The organism is Yersinia sp. 22-579, from assembly GCF_030433455.1.
In the GTDB taxonomy this organism is placed as follows: Bacteria; Pseudomonadota; Gammaproteobacteria; order Enterobacterales; family Enterobacteriaceae; genus Yersinia; species Yersinia enterocolitica.
Genome location: NZ_JAUJTZ010000006.1, coordinates 234,871 through 258,883 on the forward strand (window position 1 = coordinate 234,871; position 24,013 = coordinate 258,883).

Genomic DNA, 24,013 nt, shown 5'->3' on the forward strand with positions numbered 1-24,013 from the left:
TTGGCAATGTTTCATCGCCTCTACACATTGATTATTAAAGAGTTGCAGTCGCTACTACGTGAACCGCAAACCCGTGCAATATTAATCATGCCAGTGATATTGCAGGTGATCTTATTCCCATTTGCCGCCACATTAGAAGTGACCAATGCCACTATCGCCATTTACAGCGAGGATAGCGGTAAGGCCTCGGTCGAACTCACCCAGCGCTTTGCTAAAGCCGAAGCCTTTTCTCACGTCTTGCTACTGCACAGCCCACAAGAGATTCAGCCCGTCATTGATAATCAGAAAGCGCTGCTGTTGATTCGCTTTCCTGAGCAGTTCAGTGCGGATTTGGCAAATGGCAAAATGACTCAGCTACAACTCGTACTAGATGGGCGCAATTCCAACAGTGCTCAGATAGCGGCAAATTACATTCAGCAAATCGTGCAGGAGTACCAATTAGAATTGACTAAGGGGCAAGTTAAGCCCAATAACAGCGAGCTGGTGATTCGAAACTGGTATAACCCGAACTTGGATTACAAATGGTTTGTAGTGCCGTCATTGATTGCGATGATTACAACTATCGGCGTACTGATTGTGACGTCGCTATCAGTGGCGCGGGAGCGAGAACAAGGCACGTTGGAGCAACTTTTGGTTTCGCCACTGACAACCTGGCAGATTTTTATCGGCAAAGCGGTTCCGGCGCTGATAGTGGCCACATTCCAGGCCACTATTGTGTTGTTTATCGGGATATTTTTCTACCAGATTCCTTTTGCCGGGTCACTGGCACTGTTCTACGGCACTATGTTGCTCTACGGCCTGTCGCTGGTCGGTTTTGGCTTATTGATTTCATCGCTATGTTCCACTCAGCAGCAAGCATTTATTGGCGTATTTGTCTTTATGATGCCGGCAATCCTGCTTTCTGGTTATGTATCCCCAGTGGAGAACATGCCCATCTGGCTGCAAAACATCACGTGGATCAATCCTATCCGCCACTTTACTGACATCACCAAACAGATTTATCTCAAAGATGCCAGTTTCGATATTATCTGGCACAGCTTGTGGCCGCTATTGGTGATAACGGCCACGACAGGTAGTGTGGCGTATGGAATGTTTAGACGGAAAATTGCGTAACGGATTTAATCGTTAGTACTGTATATCCGCTCACCAAAAGCAAAAAGGACACCAATCTGGTGTCCTTTCAAATTTTGAGCAGTGTACGCCGGGCGAATCTGCCGCGTCGCAGCTCTTAATCAACCCGCTTAGCGGCGGTTGCCGAAAATCCGCAGTAACATCAGGAACAAATTGATGAAATCAAGATACAGAGTCAATGCGCCGACGATAGAATATTTACGGAAATTATCTCTATCATTAGAATCCAACTGTGCACCCATATTTTTCAGTTTCTGAGTATCGTAAGCAGTCAGACCAACAAACACCAACACGCCGATATAAGTGACAGCCCACATCAATGCCGGGCTTTTCAGCCAGATATTAACGATAGAAGCCAACACGATACCGATCAAGCCCATAAACAGCATGCTACCCATACCACTCAAATCACGTTTAGTGGTATAGCCATACACACTCATCGCACCAAACATCCCGGCACAAATAATAAATGTGCTGGCAATAGAAGCGCCGGTGTACATGATAAGAATGCTAGACAGTGTCAGGCCCGTCAGCGCCGAATACAACATAAATAGGCTGGTAGCCATTGAACCGCTTAAGCGGTTAACCATGCCTGAAATAACAAATACCAGACCTAACTGAACAATAATCAGCCCGAAAAAGGTGATCTGGCTGGAGAAGATAAAATTCATTACCGCAGGCGTGTTCGCTGCGTACCAAGCGACTACTGCTGTTAATAACAGACCACAGGTCATCCAGCCGTATACCTGCGCCATATATGCCTGAATGCCAGAGTTGGCACGTTCGACAATTGAACCATTAGAGCGTGGATAGCGATCCATGGTAGTTACCTTATGCATATAAATAATGATACAGGCTATCAACTGACAGCCCACCGACTCTTTAAGGGTACCACAGAAATAGGGCAAACAAGGGAGTAAAAATAGATGTTTAGGGCCGATCTTTACACGGGTTTACGTACAGTTTACCAACGCCTGGCAGCAGCATGATCACTGTCGCGTGATTCGACCCAACGTTCGCCGTCAGTGGTCGCTTCGCGTTTCCAGAATGGTGCCCGTGTTTTCAGATAATCCATAATAAACTCAGCCGACTCAAACGCCATACTGCGATGAGCACTGGTCACACCGACAAAAACAATTTCATCGCCGGGAAACAGCGACCCCACCCGATGAATAACTGATACGCGCTGCAAGGGCCAGCGGCTGCGCGCTTGAGCAATAATTTCTTCCAGCGCTTTTTCTGTCATCCCTGGATAATGCTCGAGCGTCAAAGCACTGACATTAGCCCCCAAATTATGATTTCGGACTTTGCCGGTGAAGGTGACCACCGCGCCATCTTCATCGCACTGTGACAACCAGATGTACTCCTCGCCGACATTAAATGCCTCCGGCCCGACACGAATACGCGTGTTGTCCATCATCAACCTCCGGTCACTGGTGGGAAGAAAGCCACTTCATCTCCCGCGACTAAAGGGTGCTGCATGTTGACCAGCGATTGATTCACCGCCGTGAGCAATTTACCTTCTTCAAGTGCTAACTGCCAGCGCTCACCCCGCTGACATAGGGATTGGCGCAAAGCTTCAACCGTTGGGAATTCCGCTGCCAGTTGCAAGCGATCGGTTCCCACCAGCTCACGCACCTGAGCAAAAAACAGAATCTGAATCATGGGTTCACCTTAAAATCACCGGATTTTCCGCCACTTTTTGCCAACAGACGAATCGGGCCAATTATCATGTCTTTTTGTACGGCTTTACACATGTCGTAAATAGTCAGGGCTGCAACAGATGCCGCGGTGAGGGCTTCCATTTCCACCCCAGTTTTACCGGTCAAGCGGCAGCAGGATTCGATGCGAACTCTATTGTGTTCCGGTTGCGCTTCCAGTTGAACTTCCACTTTGGTAAGCAGCAGCGGGTGACACAGGGGAATTAATTCCCAGGTTTTTTTGGCCGCTTGAATGCCAGCAATTCGTGCTGTGGCAAACACATCACCTTTATGATGACTGCCCTCGATAATCATCGCTAATGTCGTAGCATGCATTTCAACAAAAGCTTCCGCTCGCGCTTCACGTACAGTGTCAGCTTTGGCGGAAACATCCACCATATGGGCTTCGCCAGCGGCATTAATGTGAGTCAGTTGGGTCATAGATAACCTTTGTTCTTGATATTGCAGCCGATCAGCCACCAATAAACGATAAATTCTGTGTGATACCGCTGTTGCCTTGATGCAAGAAATGAGTTTGCTTTTTGGTTTGCAATGCGCTTTGAATCCGCGCCATTAACTCATGTTGCTGGTCATCACTGGCCAACAAATCACGCAGCGTAATGCCCTGCTCGCCAAATAAGCATAAGTGCAGGTTTCCCAGCGCTGAAACACGCAGGCGATTACAACTCGCACAGAAATCTTTCTCATAGGGCATGATAAGCCCGACTTCGCCCAGATAGTCCGGGTGATGAAACACCCGAGCCGGGCCATCGCTGCGCGAGCGCTCTTGCTGCTGCCAGCCTTGCTGGAGCAATTGCTGACGGATGACGCTGCCGGAAACATGGTGTTTGCGGAACAAATTACCGCCCTCACCGGTCTCCATCAGTTCAATAAATCGCAGTTGAATCGGGCGAGATTTTATCCAGTTAAGGAAAGCACCGAGATTCTTGTCATTAACATCCCGCATCAGCACGGCATTGATTTTGACTTTCTCAAAACCCGCATCAAAAGCGGCATCAATGCCTTGCATCACTTGATGAAATTTATCTTGCCCGGTGATGGCATGAAACTGCCGTGGGTCGAGGCTATCAACACTAACATTAATTGCCGTCAACCCCGCCTCACGCCACTGGGCGGCATCACGTGCTAAACGGTAACCATTGGTGGTCACCGCTAGGGTGCGGATCGCGGGATTTTGACGGATCGTGGCGATGATATCGGTAAAATCGCGACGCATAGAGGGCTCGCCCCCTGTCAAACGGATTTTTTCTGTTCCCAATAGGGCAAATGCCCGGCTGACGCGGCTTATTTCGTCAAGGCTGAGAAAACTTTTTACTCCGTCCGGGCGGTAGCCATCGGGCAGGCAGTATGTGCAGCGAAAATTACACACATCGGTAATCGATAGGCGCAAGTAATAGAACTTGCGCGCAAATGCGTCTGTAAGTTGTACCATAACACCTTTCCAAATACGGGAGATGCAGGCATTTCTACCTCGCACCCTGGTGGCTTAAAGCCACGGCCAGAGCATCATATTGTCCATAAACGCAACAACGTAGACACTAAGGCTAGGAGTTTGTGCTCAGTCACTGTGCTCACAGCTAACTGAACCATGGTTAAAAAAGTCATTTTGGGTATAGCCGCTAATCGCTAAAACCCCCACTTTTCCTACAGATTCTAACGCTAAAACCACAAGATAGCCAATTGCTGTTTTTCGCTATATATATTTATATACAACGACTTATATAACAAAACTTATCGTTATTGAGCTTATTTTATTGTGGGGATAATACTTTGTTTAAAATCACGAAAATCTTGGCTTATATCGCGTTTTGGCAGCAAATCCGTTAACTTATGCAGCAATTTCACCATTAGCTATGCTTATTACAATATTTAGGCAGGAAAAATATGCGAAATCGCACATTAGCGGACCTGGATCGGGTGGTTGCTTTAGGCGGAGGTCATGGGCTGGGGCGAGTGATGTCAGCCCTTTCCCCTTTAGGTTCACGCCTGACTGGTATTGTTACTACTACCGATAATGGCGGTTCGACTGGTCGCATACGTCGTTCAGAGGGGGGGATTGCCTGGGGTGACACACGTAACTGCCTGAATCAATTGATAACAGAACCCAGTGTAGCTTCTGCAATGTTCGAATACCGATTTACCGGTAATGGCGAATTGGCAGGCCATAATCTGGGTAATTTAATGCTCAAGGCACTGGACCATCTCAGCATTCGTCCCATTGAAGCCATTAACCTGGTGCGTAGTTTGCTGAAAGTCGATGCCTGGTTGATTCCTATGTCAGAACACCCCGTCGATTTGCTGGCTATCGATCATGAGGGGCACCCGGTTTACGGTGAAGTGAATATTGACCAACTTGCGCATATGCCGAAAGATTTGCTGCTGTCCCCCCATGTCCACGCAACCAAAGAAGCGGTTGAAGCTATTGGCCAGGCGGATGTCATTTTAATCGGGCCGGGTAGTTTCTTAACCAGCCTGATGCCGCTGTTACTACTCGATGATCTCACTCAAGCCCTGCGACGCAGCTCTGCCAGCATGATTTATATTGGCAATCTGGGGCGTGAACTCAGTGTTGCCGCCGCTGAGCTGTCATTACATGAAAAGCTTGAAATAATGGAAAGTAAGATCGGCCAAAAAATTATCGATGCAGCAATTGTAAGCCCACACATTGATATCAGCGGCGTTACAGACAGAATCATTGTCCAACAGCCCTTGGAAGCCAAAGATATTCCCTATCGTCATGACCGAGAGTTACTGCGTCAGGCACTGGAAGCCACCTTGCAACAATTAGGTGGCGCAGGCTCGGTGTAAGTGAGCGAACAAGGTTACTTGCGCGATTTTTCTTCCAAAGCAGCGGTCTCATTCATGTGGATATAAAGCTCTTCCACTTTAGTTCGTGCCCACGGTGTACGTCGCAAAAACTTCAGGCTAGATTTGATACTTGGTGAGCTAGTGAAACAGTTGATCCGAATGCGATATGCCAACTCTTCCCAACCATAATGCTCAACCAATTTGGTCAACAGTTGTTCAAGGGTAATACCGTGTAACGGATCTTTTGATACATGGTCACTCATCATTTGCCCTTTTATTTATCTATTAACCCTAAATTTAGCGGCACACCTTACGAGGAATCGAGCTATGCCGCAAGATATTAAGATATAGCGATGAACTGCTGGCGTAACTGATGCACCTGATCGCGTAATTCTGCCGCCTGTTCAAACTCAAGATTTTGCGCGTGGGTGTACATCTTCGCTTCCAATTCACGGATTTTCTGATCAAGCGCTTTTGGTGCCAGAGATTGGTAGTTGTTGGTATCAGCCACTTTGCCACCCCGGCCTTTCCCTTTGCCACGGGTAGAAGGTTGACCCAATTGCAGAATATCGCCGATCTTCTTGTTTAGCCCCTGTGGGATAATGCCGCGCTCTTCATTGTAAGCTTGCTGTTTGGCTCGACGCCGCTCAGTTTCACCAATGGCTTTTTCCATTGAAGCCGTAATTCTGTCACCATAAAGAATGGCTTTACCATTAAGGTTACGTGCTGCGCGACCAATGGTCTGGATCAAGGAGCGCTCAGAACGCAGGAAACCTTCTTTATCAGCATCAAGGATGGCGACGAGAGAAACCTCCGGCATATCCAGCCCTTCTCGTAATAAGTTGATCCCCACCAGCACATCAAACTCACCCAAGCGCAAATCACGGATAATCTCAACCCGCTCCACGGTATCAATATCCGAATGCAGGTAACGCACCCGCGCGCCATGCTCTACCAGATACTCGGTTAAGTCCTCAGCCATGCGTTTGGTCAGCGTAGTGACCAGCACCCGCTCATTAATTGCAGCACGAATGCGGATCTCTGATAGCAAGTCATCCACCTGTGTGGCTACAGGCCGCACCTCAATCAATGGATCCAGTAAGCCGGTTGGGCGTACCACCTGGTCGATAACATCGCCACCGGATTTTTCCAGCTCATATTTGCCGGGAGTGGCCGAAACATAGATAGTTTGTGGTGCCAGCGCTTCGAACTCTTCAAAACGCATTGGGCGGTTATCCAGCGCCGAGGGGAGCCGGAAGCCATACTCCACCAATGTTTCTTTACGTGAGCGGTCACCTTTATACATGCCACCAATTTGCGGGATGGTGACGTGGGATTCATCTACAATCAGCAGACCATCTGATGGCAGATAATCAAATAGTGTTGGCGGCGGCTCTCCCGGCCCACGGCCCGAAAGATAGCGGGAATAGTTTTCAATACCGGAGCAATAGCCCAGCTCATTCATCATTTCGAGGTCAAACTGGGTTCGCTGGGTAATACGCTGTTCTTCAATCAATTTGTTGTTGGCTAGCAGCACTTTACGCCGCTCTGCCAGCTCAACCTTGATGTCTTCCATCGCCTGTAAAATACGCTCTCTCGGGGTAACGTAGTGCGTTTTAGGGTAAACAGTAAAACGTGGAACTTCATGTTGTAGCTGGCCGGTCAGCGGATCAAATATCGATAGCCGCTCCACTTCCTCATCAAACAACTCTACCCGCAGTGCCCATTCATCAGACTCCGCCGGGAAGATGTCAATAACCTCGCCACGTACCCGGAAAGTGCCGCGCTGAAACACCTGGTCGTTGCGACTGTATTGCAATTCTGACAAGCGCCGCAAAATGGAGCGTTGGTCGATTATCATCCCCTTGGTCAAATGCAGCATCATTTTCAGGTATAAATCAGGATCACCCAGACCATAAATGGCAGAGACCGAGGCCACCACCACCACGTCGCGCCGCTCCAGCAATGCCTTGGTGGCTGATAACCGCATTTGTTCTATATGTTCGTTTACCGAGGCGTCTTTCTCGATAAAGGTGTCTGAACTTGGTACATAAGCTTCAGGTTGATAATAGTCATAATAGGAGACGAAATATTCCACCGCATTCTCGGGAAAGAACTCTTTCATCTCACCATAAAGTTGTGCGGCCAGGGTTTTGTTGGGGGCTAACACCATGGTGGGCCGATTCAGGTCAGCAATAACATTGGCCACTGTAAAGGTTTTGCCCGAGCCGGTTACCCCCAACAGCGTCTGATGAGCCAGACCATTTTCCAGCCCCTCCTCCAGTTTCCGGATGGCCTCAGGCTGATCACCTGCTGGCTTAAACTCAGAATGTAGTTTGAATGATTTACTCATGAATTTGCTACCCGCCGGAGAAATACAAACTGTCAGGAGGCTAATTATGAAAGCCCCATAGATTTTTGCCACTGCTATGATACTGGATATAAAACCAGCTTCAAGCACCAAAATGCTGAAATTTTTCTCACTGCAATATTGCACGCATTATTACAGTGATATGTGGATAGCATTTGCACCCTAAAAGTATTTTTATCCCCAGCCATAAACATCGACACATTATTGATAGTTAATTGATTAAAGATTATCCATGTGTACCGGCTATATTTTCTGAACGCTTGATTTTAATTAACTCATTGAATATTAAAAATTTTATCAAAAAGTCGAGAATCCGGACAACTGGAGCGAAAGCCGCGTCCGCTCTCGTCTGCCATCAGTTTTCTATGGCTAATGCACAAGGTTATCCACAGGAATGGTGGATAACTCATTCAACCCCATAAGGGCCGCGTGTTGGCGAAAAGCGAAGCTTCGCGATGTAATAGTGACAAACTGACTTTTTTAGTGTTTTTTTTACATTTTTATTTCACCGTATATTTCAATTAGTGCTAACAAATCTATTTGCTAATTCTATAATTTTAGTTCTTTCTGTGAGGCTACTCAGCAGTGCAAGAAGTACGGTATTTTTATTGCACCATTATCTTCTTTATAGCACTGCTTGAGTGCAATAAAAGCCCACTCACCACTGGCCCTCCAGCTGTTTTAGCCGTTTTAGTTTCCCCTTGCGCGCCAAAACCATTTACAGCCCGTTAACATACGTATTTTATCTCAACTCATCGCAACTTGGCCCAAGAGTTGCTTACTTGTTTGAGGAACAAAAGACACTCGCAACCACCCGCTAGAAATGTGGTGTTTTATGCAGTGCTGCCGCTACCAAGTATGCAGATTTGCTGGTTAATCCTTCACTAGCCGTTACAGAACACCGGGATACCTGTGAGCAACTGAGATCGACTGAGGAGAAGCACTGATGCTGAGTTTAACCGCTGTAAATCAATACTATGGTCAGAACCATATTCTTTGGGATATCAATCTGGAGATTCCCCGCGGCCAATGCACCTGCCTGATTGGGCGTAATGGCGTAGGGAAAACTACATTAATTAATTGCATCATGGGCCATCTACCCGTTATGAGTGGCACCATGACCTGGCAGCCGAACCATGAACCGCCGCAAAATTTGTTACAACAACCTGTTGAAGGGCGCACTGCGCTGGGTATCGGCTATGTTCCGCAAGGGCAACAGATATTCTCCCAAATGAGTGTTGAGGAGAATATGTTGATAGCCGTACTCGCTGGACATAAATCACGCCATATTCCGGGCTGGGTTTTTGAGTTGTTCCCCTTGTTATACGACAAGCGTCATCAACGGGGTGGAGAACTTACCCGCTACCAGCAACAACAGTTGGCGATTGCCCGCGCGCTGGTCGCCGAACCTGAATTGCTGATTCTTGATGAGCCAGGTAACGGTACGTTACCGCCACTGAGTGAGGACATCGGCAATATCCTGCACCAACTTAGCCGTAGCCTTGGTATGACGGTATTGCTGGTCGAACATCGATTACCCTTTATTCAACATGTTGCAGATAGATTTTGCCTGATGGCAGGTGGGCGAAATGTGGCGCAAGGGACGTTAGATCAGTTGGATGAAAATATGATTATTGAGCATTTGGCCAGTTGAAATGGCTCAATACGGCTATGCGCACACCTTATTTATGCCAGACGAAATAGTGGGCTAATACTTGTTATTAGCCCTTTTAACCACCAAATGGCTAAAAATGCGTATTTACCTTTAATCTGGGCGGCGGTGCACTGCCAATAAACTCAGATCCAGATAGCGACCAAGATCACGTCGCTCTGTCACAGGAGACGTGGCCAAATCCGCAAGATGGGGAACAACCCCGAGTAACGGTGCGTTTATCATCCGTTTCAGTGTTGCCATGTATTCAGTTTGCCGCCGTCCTGCCGGTATCACCTCATTCGCTACCCAGCCGACCAAAGGTAGCCCCGCTTGCTCAATTGCCAGAGCCGTCAACAGTGCATGATTGATGCAGCCAAGTTTTACCCCAACAACCATTATCACTGGCAATTGTTCCTGCTGCACCCAATCGGCAAACGTCACCTGTGACGAAAGGGGCGTAAACCAGCCTCCTGCCCCTTCGACCAATATCCAGTCAGCTGATTGCTCAAGTTGGCGTAAGCCTTGTGATAAGACCGGCAAATGAATCTCCTGCCCTTCACTGACACTGGCAATATGCGGCGAGGTCGCCTCTAGCAGTGTCAGTGGATTCACCTGTGTATAAGACAATGTTTGAGTGCTGTTCGCCCATAATGCCAGGGCGTCACTGTTACGCAAGCCATCGGCTGTCATCTGGCTGCCAGATGCTACCGGTTTATAACCCGCGGTGCGGAAGCCTTGGAGGGCTGCGGCTTGCAACAATGCACAACTGGCAACACTCTTACCGACATCAGTATCTGTGCCAGTGATAAACCAACGTCTAATCACGATAAATAACCCCATAAACTAAATGGTAACTCAGCGGGTAGTAACCAGATTGCATGCTATAAGCCTGCTGCAAGGCCATGAGGCGCTTGCGGCCATTCAACCCAGCCTCGCGCCCTTGATGTAAATGCGTGGCACCAATGCCCTGTAGCGAGCGCATAAGGGCGATGACATTCGGAAACTGTTGCTGATATATCTGCGGTGTCAGGGTATGGCGATATCTCTGACAAGCCGCGCTGATATGCTGAAATGAGAGGAAATCATTCACATGCCGCTTACCATCAACTTGTTGCCACGCCTGCCCCAATTCATCCAGAGAGCCGTCGGCCAGAGTGGAAAACAGGATGATCCCCCCTGGGCGAGTGACTCGATACAGTTCAGCCAGCGCCACAGATAAATCGGTGCACCACTGCACCGCTAAATTGCTAAAACAGATATCAACTGATTGATCTGAGAGCGGAATATTCTCAATATCGCCAAGAAGGTAGTCATCGGCAGCTTTATGTTGGCGGGCGTGATCCAACATGCCCGCAGCCAGATCCAATGCAATAACCTGCTTACCGCGCTCGCGCCAAAGGCGGCTGAAATGCCCAGTACCACAACCCGCATCCAATACTGACATCCCCGGATGTTGCCCCCCAAGGGCCAACAAAACCTCACCGGCTTCCCGTTGCAAATCGGCAGCGATATCGTAACTGCCTGCCGCTCGACTAAAAGCCGCAGCAATTGCTGGTTTATTCACTGTTGGTTGATTTGCCGTGGGTTTACTGACTCTTGCTGGCGGTGAATTTTCAGTGACAAACGCCATGTAGCACCTCCAGCAGACGGTCAATATCTTCACTCTCATGGGCGGCACTCAGGGTAATACGCAATCTTGCGCCACCGGGAGGAACTGTCGGTGGGCGAATAGCCGTCACCCACAAGCCCGCAGCGCGTAGCTGTTCGGCCAATGCCACTGTCTGTTGATTGTCGCCGACCAATAGTGGCTGAATGGCCGTTTCAGATGCCCCTAATTGCAGCGGTAAAGCTGCCGCACCGCAGCGAAATTGTGTAATGCGTTGCTGGAGGCGTTGGCGCAAATCATCACCTTGCTGAATGCGTAGTAGCGCGGCTTGCAGAGCACAGGCCTGCGCCGGTGGCATTGCCGTGCTGTAAATCAGGTGGCGAGCATATTGCAGCAAGTACTCGGCTACCGGCTCCTGACATAACACCGCCGCGCCACTCAAGCCAAACGCCTTACCAAAAGTCACCACCAGCAATTCAGGTTTAACACCTTGCAACTCACAACTTCCCCGCCCCGCAGCCCCTCGCACGCCGATACCATGAGCGTCGTCCACCAATAACCAGCCCCCCGCCGCCGCCGTATGTTGCTGTATAGCCGCCAACGGTGCGCTGTCGCCATCCATGCTAAAAACGCCTTCTGTCACCACCAAAGTTTGGCCTGGACACGGCTTATTAAGCAGTTTTTGCAGTGAATCAGGTTGATTGTGAGCAAAACGCCGAAGTTGCGCCGGAGAGTGCGTAGCGGCTTCCAGCAAAGAGGCATGGCTGAGTTTATCGGCCAAAATTCGGTCATCAGCAGCGGTTAACGCCGTCAATACAGCCTGATTGGCGGCAAAACCGGAGATAAACAACAAGGCACGCGGATAACCCAACCAGTCAGATAATTGTTGCTCCAATTGGGCATGAGGCAAGCTATAGCCCGTAACATGACCGGAACCGCCGCTCCCCACGCCATAGCGCTGCGCCCCTTGCTGCCAGGCCGCAATGACCACAGCATCCTGACTCAATCCCAAATAGTCATTGCTGGAAAAGTTGAGATATTGCTGCGCACCAGTCTGTAACCAGCGCCCATTCGCCCCATCATTGACTTGACGACAACGATAAGCAGCTGCCTCGTGTCGCTGTTGCAGGCCGAGATCTATTTTGTTCTGCCAGCTCATCAGTGGGCCGCGTTATAAAATTGAACCGAGTCTTCGGGCAAGGAATCACTACGCAATAATTGCTCGGTCAAAACCTGTTGCTGTTCGCGATCACCGTGCTGTGTTGCGGTTTGCTGTGGGTTCAGTCCCAATTTGCGAAATAGCTGTAAATCTTTATCTTCTTCTGGATTCGGAGTGGTGAGTAATTTGCAACCATAGAAAATGGAATTAGCCCCAGCCATAAAGCACATGGCCTGCGTTTGTTCATTCATCTGCTCACGGCCAGCAGAGAGCCGCACATAGGAGGTTGGCATCATAATGCGGGCAACCGCGATGGTGCGAATAAACTCGAAAGCATCCACATCGTCGTTATTTTCCAGCGGTGTGCCTTTCACTTTGACCAGCATGTTGATCGGCACGCTTTCCGGTGGTTTCGGCAAATTCGCCAGTTGCACCAGCAACCCGGCACGGTCACGAACGGTTTCGCCCAACCCAACAATGCCGCCGGAACAGACTTTGATCCCCGCATCGCGCACTTCGCTTAAAGTATCAAGCCGCTCCTGATAACTGCGGGTAGTGATGATGCTGCCGTAGAATTCCGGCGAGGTATCCAGATTGTGATTGTAATAATCTAATCCGGCGTCTGCTAAACGGTGTGCTTGCTGCTTGTCCAAAGTCCCTAAGGTCATGCAGGTTTCCATGCCCATCGCCTTGACGCCTTCGACCATTTTTTCCAGATAAGGCATATCGCGCTCATGCGGGTTTTTCCAGGCCGCTCCCATACAAAAACGGGTTGAACCCGCAGCTTTGGCTTTTTTCGCCGATTCCAGCACTTGCTCAACCTGCATTAACCGCTCACTTTCCAGCCCGGTTTTGTAACGCGAGCTTTGTGGACAATATTTACAATCTTCCGGGCAAGCGCCGGTTTTAATCGACAACAAAGTACTGACTTGAACCTGGCGTGGATCAAAATGCTGACGATGAATCTGCTGAGCTTCAAATAATAAATCCAGCAACGGTTTTTCAAACAGGGCCTGGGCTTGCCCGACTGTCCAGCGAAGATAATTTGCCATTACGGCTTCTCCAAAGAAGAGAAAAAAGTGTCGTCAGTGTAAATAAACTCGATATACTGTCAACCATTCTTGCATCATTTTGGTTTACAACAAATTCTCATGACACCTTCTGACCTGGCTTTTGATCAACGCCACATCTGGCATCCCTACACTTCAATGACCGACCCATTGCCCTGTTATCCGGTCGTTGCCGCCGAAGGTGTTGAGCTGCAACTGGCCGATGGCCGACGGCTAATTGATGGTATGTCTTCATGGTGGGCGGCGATTCACGGATACAACCACCCGGCGCTTAATCAGGCGGCACATCAGCAGTTGGATAAGATGTCGCATGTGATGTTTGGCGGTATCACCCATCCGCCAGCGGTGAAACTTTGCCAACAGTTAGTCGCCATGACCCCGCCGGCGCTGGAATGTGTGTTTCTGGCTGATTCTGGCTCAGTGGCGGTCGAGGTTGCGCTGAAAATGGCATTACAATACTGGCAGGCAAAAGGGGAACGGCGGCAGCGGATTTTGACCCTGCGCCACGGCTATCATGGTGATACCTTCGGCGCGATGTCAGTATGTGATCCGCAGAACTCCATGCACAGTTTGTATCAAGGTTATTTAGCTGAAAATCTGTTCGCCACCGCGCCACAAAGCCGCTTTGATAAGACATGGAATCCGGAAGACATCACTGATTTTGCTGCAATGATAGCAAAACACGCCGGTGAGATTGCGGCGGTGATTTTGGAGCCAATAGTGCAAGGCGCGGGCGGGATGCGTATCTATCACCCCGCCTATCTGCGTGAGGTCAGGGCCTTGTGCGATCAATATAATATTTTGTTGATTGCTGATGAAATCGCCACAGGATTTGGCCGCACCGGCAAATTTTTTGCCTGTGAACACGCGCAAATCGTGCCGGATATTCTCTGTTTAGGTAAGGCACTAACAGGCGGCTATTTGACCTTATCCGCCACACTGACCACCCGAAAAGTGGCAGAAACCATCAGTAACGGTGATGCTGGGTGCTTTATGCATGGGCCGACATTTATGGCAAACCCACTGGCTTGCGCGGTGGCCTCGGCCAGCCTGAGTCTATTGGCAGAGAATCGCTGGCAACAGCAAGTGGCTTCCATCGAAATTCAATTGAAACAAGCGCTTTTACCATTGGCAGAGCATAAAACAGTCGCTGATGTGCGGGTATTAGGGGCTATCGGGGTGGTGGAAATGAAGGAACCGGTTAACGTCGCTCGCCTGCAACGCGGTTTTGTCGAACAAGGAGTGTGGATCAGACCTTTTGGCAAGCTTATTTACCTGATGCCACCTTATATTGTTTCGCCAGAAGCATTAACCCGACTGACAGATGCAGTGGCTTCTGCCGTGAACAGTGCCAATTAGAAAAATGACCTTATTGGCGTCATTGTCGCAGTCAGTTTGGATGCGGACAGCACACAGTAACCGGAGCGTACAAAAAGTACGTGAGGATTACGAGCACTGCCCAAATTCAAAATGGCAAGTAAAATAGCCTATTTCGCCAATATGCTGACCCACATTGGGCCTTTCCCAACCGGATAGCGCTTGAGGGTTGTCAACTCACCGCTAGTCTGATCGATACGATATACTGCGATATGATCAGATTTCTGGCCGGAAGAGATCAGGAACTGGCCGCTGTGGTCGATATTAAAACCGCGCGGCTGGGTTTCAGTCTGATGATGACCCACTAACGCAATCTCACGACCATCTTCAGAAACACTAAAAATACCCAACAGACTGGCAGTACGATCACTAATGTACAAATGGCGGCCATTTGGCGTGATGTGGATATCAGCTGCCCAACGGGTGTCAGTAAAGTCGGCAGGCATGGCATCCAATGTTTGAATGATCTTATATTCCTGGCCGTTATCGCTGATTTGATATACATCAACCGAGCTATTCAGCTCATTGACACAATAAGCGACCTGCTGATTAGGGTGAAAAGCCATATGGCGCGGGCCAGCACCGGCGGCAACAGTCACATCAGACTGCGCATGTGGCGTCAATTTGCCCTCGGTACTCAAATTAAATAAGCGCACTTTGTCTTCTTTCAGGCAAGGCACCAGCAAGATTTGATTGGTTGGGTCAATATTTGCTGAGTGTGGCGCGGGTAGATTATCAAGTTGCTGAATAGGCGCTTGTACCACACCATGCTTATCAATAGGGCTGATACTGACACAATTGAAACTGTAAGAAGCAGAGAACAAGAAACGGCCTTGCAGATCCGTACCAATATGAGTTGGACTACCTGGCAACGGTGCCATACCGGCAGCAGTCAGGGTGCCATCATCGGCAATGTTATAGCTGACGATGCCAAAATCAGGACGAACGCCAACATACAAATGACGCTGGTTCGGGTTGATTGTCATCGGCTGCACCTGGCCCGGTACTTCCACCGTTTGCAGTAAGGTTAATTCACCGGTGGAACCTAATTGCCAGACATGGATCTGCTGACTGTCTGGGCTTGCCACGTAAACCACTTGCTTCATCTTTACTCCTTAGTCGAACTTGTTGGGCAACACTATTTTTTATTAACGCATGATTGATACCCTAGCTTACCTGACTGAGCAGGTCTACCGTCGCGCGTTTTAAAACTAATGATGCTGACCCACTCCAGTCAGGTTTAATCAACTGCTTATCCGGTGTACCATCAGAAAATACTGTGCAAACATATTATTTCTCGCCTTGGGATTAGCATCACTATGACATACCGTATTATTGCATTGGATTTGGATGGAACGCTGCTGGACAGCAAGAAACGTATTTTACCTGAATCTTTGTCTGCACTGGCGCAAGCCCGCGCCGAAGGAGTCAAGGTTGTGGTCGTCACGGGTCGCCATCATGTGGCGATTCATCCGTTTTATCAAGCGCTTGAGCTCGACACCCCGGCAATTTGCTGTAATGGCACTTACATATATGATTATCAAGCCAAAAAAGTTTTAGATTCCAACCCATTAGAACCTCAACAGGCAGTTCAGGTATTACAGTTGCTAGAGCAAAGTGATATCCACGGGCTGATGTATGTCGACGATGCGATGCTTTATCAACAGAGTAGCGGGCATGTCGTTCGCTCCCTCAATTGGGCCGAATCATTACCCGTTGCCCAACGCCCGACCCTGCTTCATGTCGATAGCTTGTTAGATGCCGCCCACAGTGCCAATGCTATTTGGAAATTTGCCACTTCCCATGCTGATATCGACCAGCTAAAAACATTTGCGAGCAAAGTAGAAGATGAAATGGGGCTGGCATGTGAATGGTCGTGGCATGATCAAGTGGATATCGCCCAAGCCGGAAATAGCAAAGGAATGCGCCTGCAACAATGGGTTGAATCTCAAGGTTTGAGCATGAAAGATGTGGTCGCTTTTGGTGACAATTTTAACGACCTGAGCATGCTTGAGAGTGCCGGTTTAGGTGTGGCGATGGGCAACAGCGCTGATGCCATCAAACAACGGGCCGATCTGGTGATTGCCGATAACGAACAACCGGGTATTGCTGCGGTTATCCGCCAGCATGTGCTGGCATAATCGAGTTGGTTAAAAAAAGCTCGCCGCGGTGAAGACAGGCAGATCGTAAAGACGCCGTAAACCCTTCCCTGGGGGATCGAGCCGCGCCGTCCTGGTGCGGACGCTTTACTCCTCTGCCTATCCTCACCACTTGAGATCGAGTTGTAGAGGTTTGCATCTCTCAATTCTTACGATTAAACGACACACTTTTTATCTGTGCGTATACCCACTGACCGGGTTTCAGCCCCAGTTCATCCCGCGCCCACGGCGTAATTCTTGCCCATAACCATTGGTCGCCAACAGCCAGTTTGACATCAATCTGCCCATCAACTTCAAGACATTCGGCTATTTTGACCGGCAAAATATTGCGAATACTGCTGTTTTGCGGTGGCTGTAATACCAATGAGACATCGGCCGCATTTATCCGGATGCGCATTGATTCGCCCTCTTGCGCCTCCAGCTTTCCAACCCATAACCGCTGGTCGCCTAATGCCAGTGCTGTCATCGCGTAACGGTCATGATGACCAATGACACTCACTCGCAATATGCTGCTCGGCTCCTCCCGTTGCAGCCACGGACGTAATGCACTACTGGCCCACACCTCTTCCAGGCCACCAACAGCGCGAACTTTACCTGCATCCATCACCACCACTTGATCCGCCAAACGTAAAATCTCGTCCATGCTGTGGCTGACATACAATATCGGTGTATTGACGTCTTGCGCCAGCCGCTCCAGATACGGCAACAGCTCACGCTTACGCGGCAAATCCAGTGAGGCTAAAGGCTCATCCATCAACAGCAACTCAGGGGCAGTCAGCAAAGCACGGCCAATCGCTACTCGCTGTTTTTCGCCACCAGAAAGGGTTAGCGGGAAACGCCCTAATAACGCCTCGATACCCAACAACCCCACAATGGTATCAAACTGCCCGCGCATGGACGGATTCATACCATATTGCAGGTTACCCATTACGCGATAATGAGGGAACAAACGCGCATCCTGAAAGACATAACCTACCCGCCGTTTTTCCGGTGGCAGATAAATATTCTGTTCTGCATCCACCAGCACCCGGCCATTAAGCACAACTTTGCCTTGCTGCGGGCGAGTCAAACCACCAATCACATTGATCAGCGACGTCTTACCGGCTCCCGACAAACCAAAAATAGCGGTAATGCCTTGGGCGGGTAAATTAGTGCTCACTTGCAAATGCAAATCACCCAGTTGTTGGCTGAAATCCAGTTCTAGCATGGTACCCCCATGCGCTTTTTACCCCAACGGGCCAGCCATTCAGACAACAACAGAGAAACCAGCGACAGAATAATAGCAATAATACACAGCCGCGCCGCCGCTGCTTCAGCACCGGGCGTTTCAATTAGGGTGTACATGGCCAATGGAATGGTGCGAGTTTCGCCGGGAATATTGGAAACGAAAGTGATGGTGGCACCAAACTCCCCCAGCGAACGGGCAAAAGAAAGCACCGTACCGGCAATCACACCCGGTAAAGAAAGCGGTAACGTGATGGTGAAAAACACCCTCCACGGGTTTGCCCCGAGGGTACGTGCAGCCAGCTCCAGCCGGGTGTCAACCGCCTCCAGCGCCAGGCGGATAGCCCTGACCATCAATGGGAAAGCCACTACCGCCGAGGCCAATGCCGCACCACGCCAACTGAAACTGAAATTAATGCCAAACCAGCTATAAAGCCACTCGCCAATAAAACCGCGGCGGCCCATGCTTATCAGCAGCAAATAACCAATAACCACTGGCGGCAGCACCAGTGGTAAGTGAATAATGCTATCTAACAAAGACTTACCGGGGAAACGGCAGCGCACTAAAATCCATGCCATCAAAATACCTAATGGCAAACTGCACACCACCGCCACACCGGAAACCTTCAGGCTCAGAATAATGGCCTGCCACTCATACTCACTCAATATCATTAGCGTGTGGTAAATCCATATTTTTCGAAAATAACAGCCGCTGCCGGGCTTTTCAGGTAGTCATAAAAAGCAGTAACGGTAGGATTTTCATGACCCTTAACAATCGCCATTGGGTATTCAACCGGCTTATGGCTCGCTTCCGGGAATACCCCCACAACTTTCACTTTATCGCTGGCTATAGCATCTGAGCCGTAGACGATACCCAGTGGCGCTTCCGCCCGTTCGACCAGTGCCATAGCACTGCGCACGTTATTGGCTCGAGCCATTTCTGGCGCTAAAGTTGCCCAGGCACCTAAATTCTCTAATGACTCTTTGGCATAAATCCCAGCAGGAACATGATCAGGATCGCCAACAGCCAGACGGCCACCCTCTAACAATTTCTTCCAATCTGTTTTTTTATCAATCGCAACTTTGGTAATTTTGCTGTCTTTTGGCGCAATCAATACTAGCTCATTTCCTAACAGGGTATAGCGGGTGTTAGCAACCATTTGTTGCTTATCAATGGCATAATCCATCCATTGCTGATCAGCAGAGATAAACAAGTCCGCCGGAGCACCCTGCTCAATCTGGCGTGCCAGAGTAGAGGATGAAGCGTAAGAAGCGACCACATCAACTTGCTTCTCTTTTTTATATTGTACCGCGATATCTTGCAGCGCATTGGTCAAAGAGGCAGCTGCAAAAACTGTAATATCTGCCGCCATGGCAGAACTGGAAAATGCTGCCAACAACGCTGCACTCGCAACCCATTTATTCACTTTACCGTATTGATTCTTCATCTTGTTCTCCGCATGAGTGATACCGCTATATACGTTGAAATATAACGTAACATCATGGGCAGGTCATGCAATTTATCGGCAAGATGTGAGGTATCTTGAGTTGTCACAATAGAAGTGAAGATAATGAAGCAAAAGATAAAAACGAAAATGCCCAGCGTCAATACGCCAGGCATTTATGAAATAGAGACAACTGCGTTAGAAACAGCAGCTATCTTATTAAGAGCGTTCTTTCGTGTGACCCGTTTTAGAGATGATGTTAAACACCTCACCCAGTCCATAGATCATGCCCAAAATCACTGCCATCACTACGGGTACCATGACCACAGCAAAAAGCAGGCTTTTCAAAAGATCTAACATACTAACCTCTCATGACTACTTTATAGAGCGATAACCCACGTTATCACAATAACCAATAGATATCATTCTGTGTAAATTATATAAGCAATGAATGAATGCAGTTATTCTAACCCACACGAAAAGAATGTAACCTGCCAAACGTGCGATTGAGGCTTTAGCGCTACGCACTTGATGTCTATTGGATATACACCGACTGTTGAGTCACAATACGCGTTTCCCGCTGGAGCTAAAAATCATGCAGGCCGAAATCCTACTCACTTTAAAACTTCAGCAGCGACTGTTTGCCGATCCACGACGTATCTCATTACTGAAACAAATACAAAATACCGGTTCAATCAGTCAGGGCGCGAAACTCGCGGGTATTAGCTATAAAAGTGCCTGGGATGCCATCAATGAAATGAATACCTTAGCTGAGGAAACGTTGGTTGAGCGAGCAACAGGCGGCAAAGGTGGTGGCGGCGCTTTTCTGACTCGCTATGGTGAGCGTTTAATTCAGCTCTATGATTTGCTGGCGCAGATTCAACAAAAAGCATTTGATACTTTAAAAGACGACTCGATGCCACTGGATAGCTTGCTGGCCGCCATTTCTCGTTTCTCTCTGCAAACCAGCGCCCGTAACCAGTTCTTCGGTACGGTGATAGAGCGTGACCATCAGCAGGTTCAGCAACACATCAATATCTTGTTATCAGATGGAGAGACCCGCTTATCTGCGGCGATAACCCAGCAAAGTGCCGACCGGTTGCAACTTGTCGCGGGTAAAGAAGTGTTGGCGCTGATCAAAGCGCCCTGGATAAAACTGATCACTGATCAAGCGCTCACGGGGGCGGCGGATAACTCTCTACCAGGCACCGTCAGCAGTATCGAGCCGGGTAATGAACACAGTGAAGTTATCGTGACGTTGACGGGAGGTGCCTGTCTCTGCTCGACACAAAATAACAGCGAGTTGCACAAACTGAATTTGCGCGTGGGAAGTGATGTTATTGCCCAGTTCAATGCTGATCGGGTCATCATCGCCACACTGTGTTGAATAATTCACGTTAGTTATCAACCGTAGATAAGCATTTACCTGTTGACATTTTGCCCCTTCCCGCCTATTCCTACACCTATTATTATGTTGCAGAATATGGGAAAGATGATGTCTGAATTGCAAATAACGCAAGGTTGTTTTCGTCTGAGCGACACCCGGACACTCATCTTGCCAGAGTTACGTATCTCTTCTGGTGATATGCAGCAGACAAGTGATAGCTGGGCATTTGTGGGTGCCAATGGCAGTGGTAAATCATCGCTGGCCAAGGCTTTAGCGGGAGAACTTATCCTGCTTGGTGGCAGTCGCCAGAGCAATTTCAACCATATTGTGCGTTTGTCTTTCGAGCAACTGCAACAGTTAGTCAGCGAAGAGTGGCAGCGTAATAACACCGATTTACTCAGCGTCGATGAAGAGGATACCGGTCGCACCACGGCCGAAATCATCCAGGAAGAATTCAGCGACCCGCAGCGCTGCCAGCAACTGGCAGAGCAATTTGGCATTAGCGACTTACTCTCACGTCGCTTTAAGTATCTTTCGACCGGTGAAACTCGCAAAACATTGTTATGCCGGGCACTGATGCCACAACCCGACCTGCTGATTCTGGATGAGCCGTTTGATGGTTTGGATGTGGCCGCTCGTGCGCAGTTGGCCAGCATGTTGTCCACACTTTCAGCGCAAGGCGTCACTCTGGTTTTGGTGCTTAACCGCTTTGATGATATTCCCGATTTTGTACAATACGTCGGCGTACTGGCGGATTGCCAATTGACCCATACCGGCCCACGTCAGCAGATCCTTTCCCAAGCGCTGATTGCTCAACTGGCACACAGCGAAAATCTTGAGGGATTATTACTGCCAGAAACGGAAAACCCACAGCAGCAAGTTCATTTATCGCAAGACAATCCACTGATTGTATTGAAAAATGGGGTGGTAAAGTACAATGACCGCCCTATTTTGCATAACCTAAACTGGCAGGTGAATCCAGGCGAGCATTGGCAAATTATCGGCCAGAATGGCGCGGGGAAATCAACCTTACTCAGCCTAATTACAGGTGATCATCCACAAGGCTACAGTAATGATTTAACACTGTTTGGCCGCCGCCGTGGCAGTGGAGAAACCATCTGGGATATTAAACGTCATATCGGTTATGTCAGCAGTAGCTTGCATTTGGACTATCGTGTCAGTACCAATCTGCGCACGGTGATTTTATCGGGCTTTTTCGATTCAATTGGTATTTATCAGGCTGTATCAGACCGGCAGCAGCAACTTGCCGATCAATGGCTGGCGTTACTGGGGTTTTCTGCGACGACTGCCGATCAGCCTTTCCATAGCTTATCGTGGGGGCAACAGCGCTTGGCTCTGATCGCCCGAGCGCTGGTAAAACACCCTGCGCTACTGATTCTCGATGAACCATTGCAAGGGTTAGATCCACTTAACCGATTGTTAGTGCGCCGTTTTATTGATGTGATGATCAGTGAAGGTGAGACACAATTATTGTTCGTTTCTCACCACGCAGAAGATGCACCGCAATGCATTACCCACCGACTAACCTTTATTCCTGATGGCGATATTTATCAATATCAGCAGGAAAAATTGCCCAGCTAAATGAGAACAGCATAGTTATATTATAATATTTGGCTCATCAAATAATGAGAGCTTTTCTCAACTGACGTGAGTTTTATCCACTAGCACTTATGCTACTATCGCCACCGTCAACCATCATTCAGGTTGACGGTGGATAATGATTATAGATTATTCATTTTATAATATTTTTAAGATTGAATAACAAAGGGATGACCTATGTGGGGCGTACTTGCTGCATCACTGCTTTTCTTATCAATTAACCGGGTACTTTCCCTGTTTCTGTTGGCTTTATCCTTATCTATTGCCCTGTATCACGGTGTTCTGACGTTGCCCTCAGCGGCATTTCTGTTGCTAACACTGGCAGTTGCGCTGCTACTAAAAAAATATCGTCAACAGAAATGGTTGGCCGCCGGATTAGAATTGCTGTTGGTGCTTACCGCCATTGCCCTATTCCTGCACTTGATTCCTGGTTTTAACAACTTGAAAGTGTTAGATAACGTAAAAGTGGGGCCCCTGAGCGCCGCCTTTAGCATGTATTACAATCTTGATAAGGCACTGGTTCCCTTTATTTTGCTGGCCTGCCTGCCCACCTTGTTTGTTGCCAAAAAACATCTCTCAGTTAGCCGGCTCGGCTGGTTAGGTTTGATTGTCAGTATCCCGGCATTGTTACTGCTGGCGGTAGCGCTAGGCGGTTTGAAAGTTGAAATGCACACTCCTGCATGGGTTGGCTCCTTTGTTATGGCCAATATATTTTTTGTTTGCCTGGCCGAAGAAGCGCTATTCCGCGGTTATTTGCAGCAACGCCTAAGTCAGTGCATCGGTAACTATCCTGCACTGCTGCTTACCGCGCTATTGTTCGGTGCCGCACATTTCGCCGGTGGCGCGCTGTTAATGGTGTTCGCTGCTCTGGCAGGGGTCATTTATGGTTTAGCCTGGCTGTGGAGTGGCCGTTTGTGGGTTGCAGTGGCATTCCATTTCGGCCTGAATTTAATGCATTTGCTGTTCTTTACCTACCCGCTTTACTCTACCCACTGATTTTTACTGCCAAGACCCGATACCATTTTATTCGCCAGTATCGGGTCATCGCATCATTAGCAGGACATTCCTGCTAAATGAATGGATGAGAACGCTACCACTGTGGTTATCTTAGTTATGTCCGAGTTTTCTCGATTTTTTAGCCTATCCTTGTTCATTCCCCTGTATTTATACCCTCACAGGGATTAAGCTAGCATAAAATTAAATGTAAACGATTCCATTATTGAGCGCAGATCACCTTTTCTCACATAATGGCATGCTATCTTTCTTAGACAAAAGTCATTC

Annotated in this window: 24 protein-coding genes and 1 riboswitch; of the genes, 8 read left to right on the forward strand and 16 right to left on the reverse strand. The window is 48.7% G+C overall.

The genetic code is table 11. The annotated features are described in order from the left end of the window. The first annotated feature begins 6 nt into the window (after nucleotides 1-6). Nucleotides 7-1,113 carry an ABC transporter permease gene (locus QSV56_RS09620; RefSeq protein ID WP_005168094.1) on the forward strand — a complete coding sequence of 369 codons (1,107 nt, stop codon included), beginning with the start codon at nucleotides 7-9 and terminating at the stop codon, nucleotides 1,111-1,113. Between the two features lie 128 nt (nucleotides 1,114-1,241). On the opposite strand, the gene QSV56_RS09625 is transcribed toward QSV56_RS09620, so the two are convergent. From QSV56_RS09625 to moaA, 5 genes are all read right to left on the reverse strand, one after another. After that, nucleotides 1,242-1,952, reverse strand: a complete 711-nt coding sequence (locus tag QSV56_RS09625) for a Bax inhibitor-1/YccA family protein (protein WP_005158923.1) — start codon at nucleotides 1,950-1,952, stop codon at nucleotides 1,242-1,244. 143 nt (nucleotides 1,953-2,095) lie between these two features. Continuing rightward, on the reverse strand, nucleotides 2,096-2,548 hold the full coding sequence (gene moaE, locus QSV56_RS09630; protein ID WP_046051315.1) for a molybdopterin synthase catalytic subunit MoaE: 453 nt from the start codon (nucleotides 2,546-2,548) through the stop codon (nucleotides 2,096-2,098). A gap of 2 nt (nucleotides 2,549-2,550) precedes the next feature. Beyond that, nucleotides 2,551-2,796, reverse strand: coding sequence for a molybdopterin synthase sulfur carrier subunit (moaD, locus tag QSV56_RS09635; protein ID WP_005168089.1), 246 nt, complete (start codon nucleotides 2,794-2,796; stop codon nucleotides 2,551-2,553). Next, nucleotides 2,793-3,272 (reverse strand): cyclic pyranopterin monophosphate synthase MoaC, encoded by a 480-nt coding sequence (gene moaC / locus QSV56_RS09640; protein WP_005168086.1) that lies wholly within the window; start codon nucleotides 3,270-3,272, stop codon nucleotides 2,793-2,795. The genes moaD and moaC overlap by 4 nt, the downstream gene beginning before the upstream one ends. Before the next feature lie 31 nt (nucleotides 3,273-3,303). Next, a complete protein-coding gene (gene moaA / locus QSV56_RS09645; RefSeq protein ID WP_046051316.1) occupies nucleotides 3,304-4,284 on the reverse strand; it encodes a GTP 3',8-cyclase MoaA in 981 nt (326 codons plus the stop codon). Next, nucleotides 4,271-4,415: riboswitch (molybdenum cofactor riboswitch) on the reverse strand. It overlaps the preceding gene by 14 nt. A 321-nt stretch (nucleotides 4,416-4,736) precedes the next feature. Here moaA and yvcK point away from each other — a divergent pair. Further along, entirely contained in the window at nucleotides 4,737-5,660 is a 924-nt protein-coding gene (yvcK, locus tag QSV56_RS09650) for a uridine diphosphate-N-acetylglucosamine-binding protein YvcK (RefSeq protein ID WP_301212143.1), read from the forward strand. 14 nt (nucleotides 5,661-5,674) lie between these two features. Here the strand turns inward: yvcK and QSV56_RS09655 are convergent, their stop codons facing one another. Beyond that, a complete protein-coding gene (locus QSV56_RS09655; RefSeq protein ID WP_005158944.1) occupies nucleotides 5,675-5,923 on the reverse strand; it encodes a VF530 family DNA-binding protein in 249 nt (82 codons plus the stop codon). Between the two features lie 77 nt (nucleotides 5,924-6,000). Continuing rightward, complete coding sequence (gene uvrB, locus QSV56_RS09660) at nucleotides 6,001-8,013, reverse strand: excinuclease ABC subunit UvrB (protein ID WP_026018032.1); 2,013 nt, start codon at nucleotides 8,011-8,013, stop codon at nucleotides 6,001-6,003. 964 nt (nucleotides 8,014-8,977) lie between these two features. On the opposite strand from uvrB, the gene QSV56_RS09665 reads away from it, so the two are divergent. After that, nucleotides 8,978-9,685 carry an ABC transporter ATP-binding protein gene (locus tag QSV56_RS09665; RefSeq protein ID WP_005158946.1) on the forward strand — a complete coding sequence of 236 codons (708 nt, stop codon included), beginning with the start codon at nucleotides 8,978-8,980 and terminating at the stop codon, nucleotides 9,683-9,685. A gap of 111 nt (nucleotides 9,686-9,796) precedes the next feature. On the opposite strand, the gene bioD is transcribed toward QSV56_RS09665, so the two are convergent. Genes bioD through bioB form a run of 4 tightly spaced genes read right to left on the reverse strand, consistent with a single transcriptional unit; the run spans nucleotide 9,797 to nucleotide 13,502 of the window. Next, entirely contained in the window at nucleotides 9,797-10,510 is a 714-nt protein-coding gene (gene bioD / locus QSV56_RS09670) for a dethiobiotin synthase (protein WP_301212146.1), read from the reverse strand. After that, nucleotides 10,503-11,315 (reverse strand): malonyl-ACP O-methyltransferase BioC, encoded by an 813-nt coding sequence (gene bioC, locus QSV56_RS09675; protein ID WP_057620974.1) that lies wholly within the window; start codon nucleotides 11,313-11,315, stop codon nucleotides 10,503-10,505. The genes bioD and bioC overlap by 8 nt, the downstream gene beginning before the upstream one ends. Next, a complete protein-coding gene (gene bioF / locus QSV56_RS09680; RefSeq protein WP_046051317.1) occupies nucleotides 11,299-12,450 on the reverse strand; it encodes an 8-amino-7-oxononanoate synthase in 1,152 nt (383 codons plus the stop codon). The genes bioC and bioF overlap by 17 nt, the downstream gene beginning before the upstream one ends. Beyond that, nucleotides 12,450-13,502: a biotin synthase BioB gene (gene bioB / locus QSV56_RS09685; RefSeq protein WP_019082695.1), complete on the reverse strand. Its 1,053-nt coding sequence runs from the start codon at nucleotides 13,500-13,502 to the stop codon at nucleotides 12,450-12,452. The genes bioF and bioB overlap by 1 nt, the downstream gene beginning before the upstream one ends. A gap of 99 nt (nucleotides 13,503-13,601) precedes the next feature. Between bioB and bioA the strand changes: the two genes are divergently transcribed. Beyond that, nucleotides 13,602-14,879 carry an adenosylmethionine--8-amino-7-oxononanoate transaminase gene (gene bioA, locus QSV56_RS09690; RefSeq protein ID WP_050157674.1) on the forward strand — a complete coding sequence of 426 codons (1,278 nt, stop codon included), beginning with the start codon at nucleotides 13,602-13,604 and terminating at the stop codon, nucleotides 14,877-14,879. A 128-nt stretch (nucleotides 14,880-15,007) separates the two neighbouring features. Here bioA and pgl read toward each other — a convergent pair whose 3' ends face one another. Then, on the reverse strand, nucleotides 15,008-16,003 hold the full coding sequence (pgl, locus tag QSV56_RS09695) for a 6-phosphogluconolactonase (RefSeq protein ID WP_050131522.1): 996 nt from the start codon (nucleotides 16,001-16,003) through the stop codon (nucleotides 15,008-15,010). Nucleotides 16,004-16,216: 213 nt separating this feature from the next. On the opposite strand from pgl, the gene QSV56_RS09700 reads away from it, so the two are divergent. Continuing rightward, on the forward strand, nucleotides 16,217-17,038 hold the full coding sequence (locus QSV56_RS09700; RefSeq protein ID WP_019081116.1) for a pyridoxal phosphatase: 822 nt from the start codon (nucleotides 16,217-16,219) through the stop codon (nucleotides 17,036-17,038). A gap of 160 nt (nucleotides 17,039-17,198) precedes the next feature. Here the strand turns inward: QSV56_RS09700 and modC are convergent, their stop codons facing one another. The 4 genes from modC to QSV56_RS09720 all read right to left on the reverse strand — a co-directional run bounded on the left by modC (nucleotide 17,199) and on the right by QSV56_RS09720 (nucleotide 20,085). Further along, nucleotides 17,199-18,263 (reverse strand): molybdenum ABC transporter ATP-binding protein ModC, encoded by a 1,065-nt coding sequence (modC, locus tag QSV56_RS09705; RefSeq protein WP_005158969.1) that lies wholly within the window; start codon nucleotides 18,261-18,263, stop codon nucleotides 17,199-17,201. Next, nucleotides 18,257-18,952, reverse strand: coding sequence for a molybdate ABC transporter permease subunit (gene modB, locus QSV56_RS09710; protein WP_005158971.1), 696 nt, complete (start codon nucleotides 18,950-18,952; stop codon nucleotides 18,257-18,259). The genes modC and modB overlap by 7 nt, the downstream gene beginning before the upstream one ends. Continuing rightward, nucleotides 18,952-19,728: a molybdate ABC transporter substrate-binding protein gene (gene modA / locus QSV56_RS09715; protein ID WP_046051321.1), complete on the reverse strand. Its 777-nt coding sequence runs from the start codon at nucleotides 19,726-19,728 to the stop codon at nucleotides 18,952-18,954. Before modA ends, modB begins: the two co-directional genes overlap by 1 nt. A gap of 216 nt (nucleotides 19,729-19,944) precedes the next feature. Further along, the gene (locus QSV56_RS09720) at nucleotides 19,945-20,085 is read right to left on the reverse strand and encodes an AcrZ family multidrug efflux pump-associated protein (RefSeq protein ID WP_005158974.1); all 141 of its coding nucleotides are present in this window, start codon (nucleotides 20,083-20,085) and stop codon (nucleotides 19,945-19,947) included. 235 nt (nucleotides 20,086-20,320) lie between these two features. Here QSV56_RS09720 and modE point away from each other — a divergent pair, with 235 nt between their 5' ends. From modE to QSV56_RS09735, 3 genes are all read left to right on the forward strand, one after another. Continuing rightward, the gene (gene modE / locus QSV56_RS09725; protein ID WP_019082689.1) at nucleotides 20,321-21,112 is read left to right on the forward strand and encodes a molybdenum-dependent transcriptional regulator; all 792 of its coding nucleotides are present in this window, start codon (nucleotides 20,321-20,323) and stop codon (nucleotides 21,110-21,112) included. A 108-nt stretch (nucleotides 21,113-21,220) separates the two neighbouring features. Next, a complete protein-coding gene (modF, locus tag QSV56_RS09730; RefSeq protein ID WP_046051322.1) occupies nucleotides 21,221-22,714 on the forward strand; it encodes a molybdate ABC transporter ATP-binding protein ModF in 1,494 nt (497 codons plus the stop codon). A 195-nt stretch (nucleotides 22,715-22,909) separates the two neighbouring features. Further along, nucleotides 22,910-23,728 (forward strand): CPBP family intramembrane glutamic endopeptidase, encoded by an 819-nt coding sequence (locus tag QSV56_RS09735; RefSeq protein WP_019081123.1) that lies wholly within the window; start codon nucleotides 22,910-22,912, stop codon nucleotides 23,726-23,728. The last annotated feature ends 285 nt before the right edge of the window (nucleotides 23,729-24,013 follow it).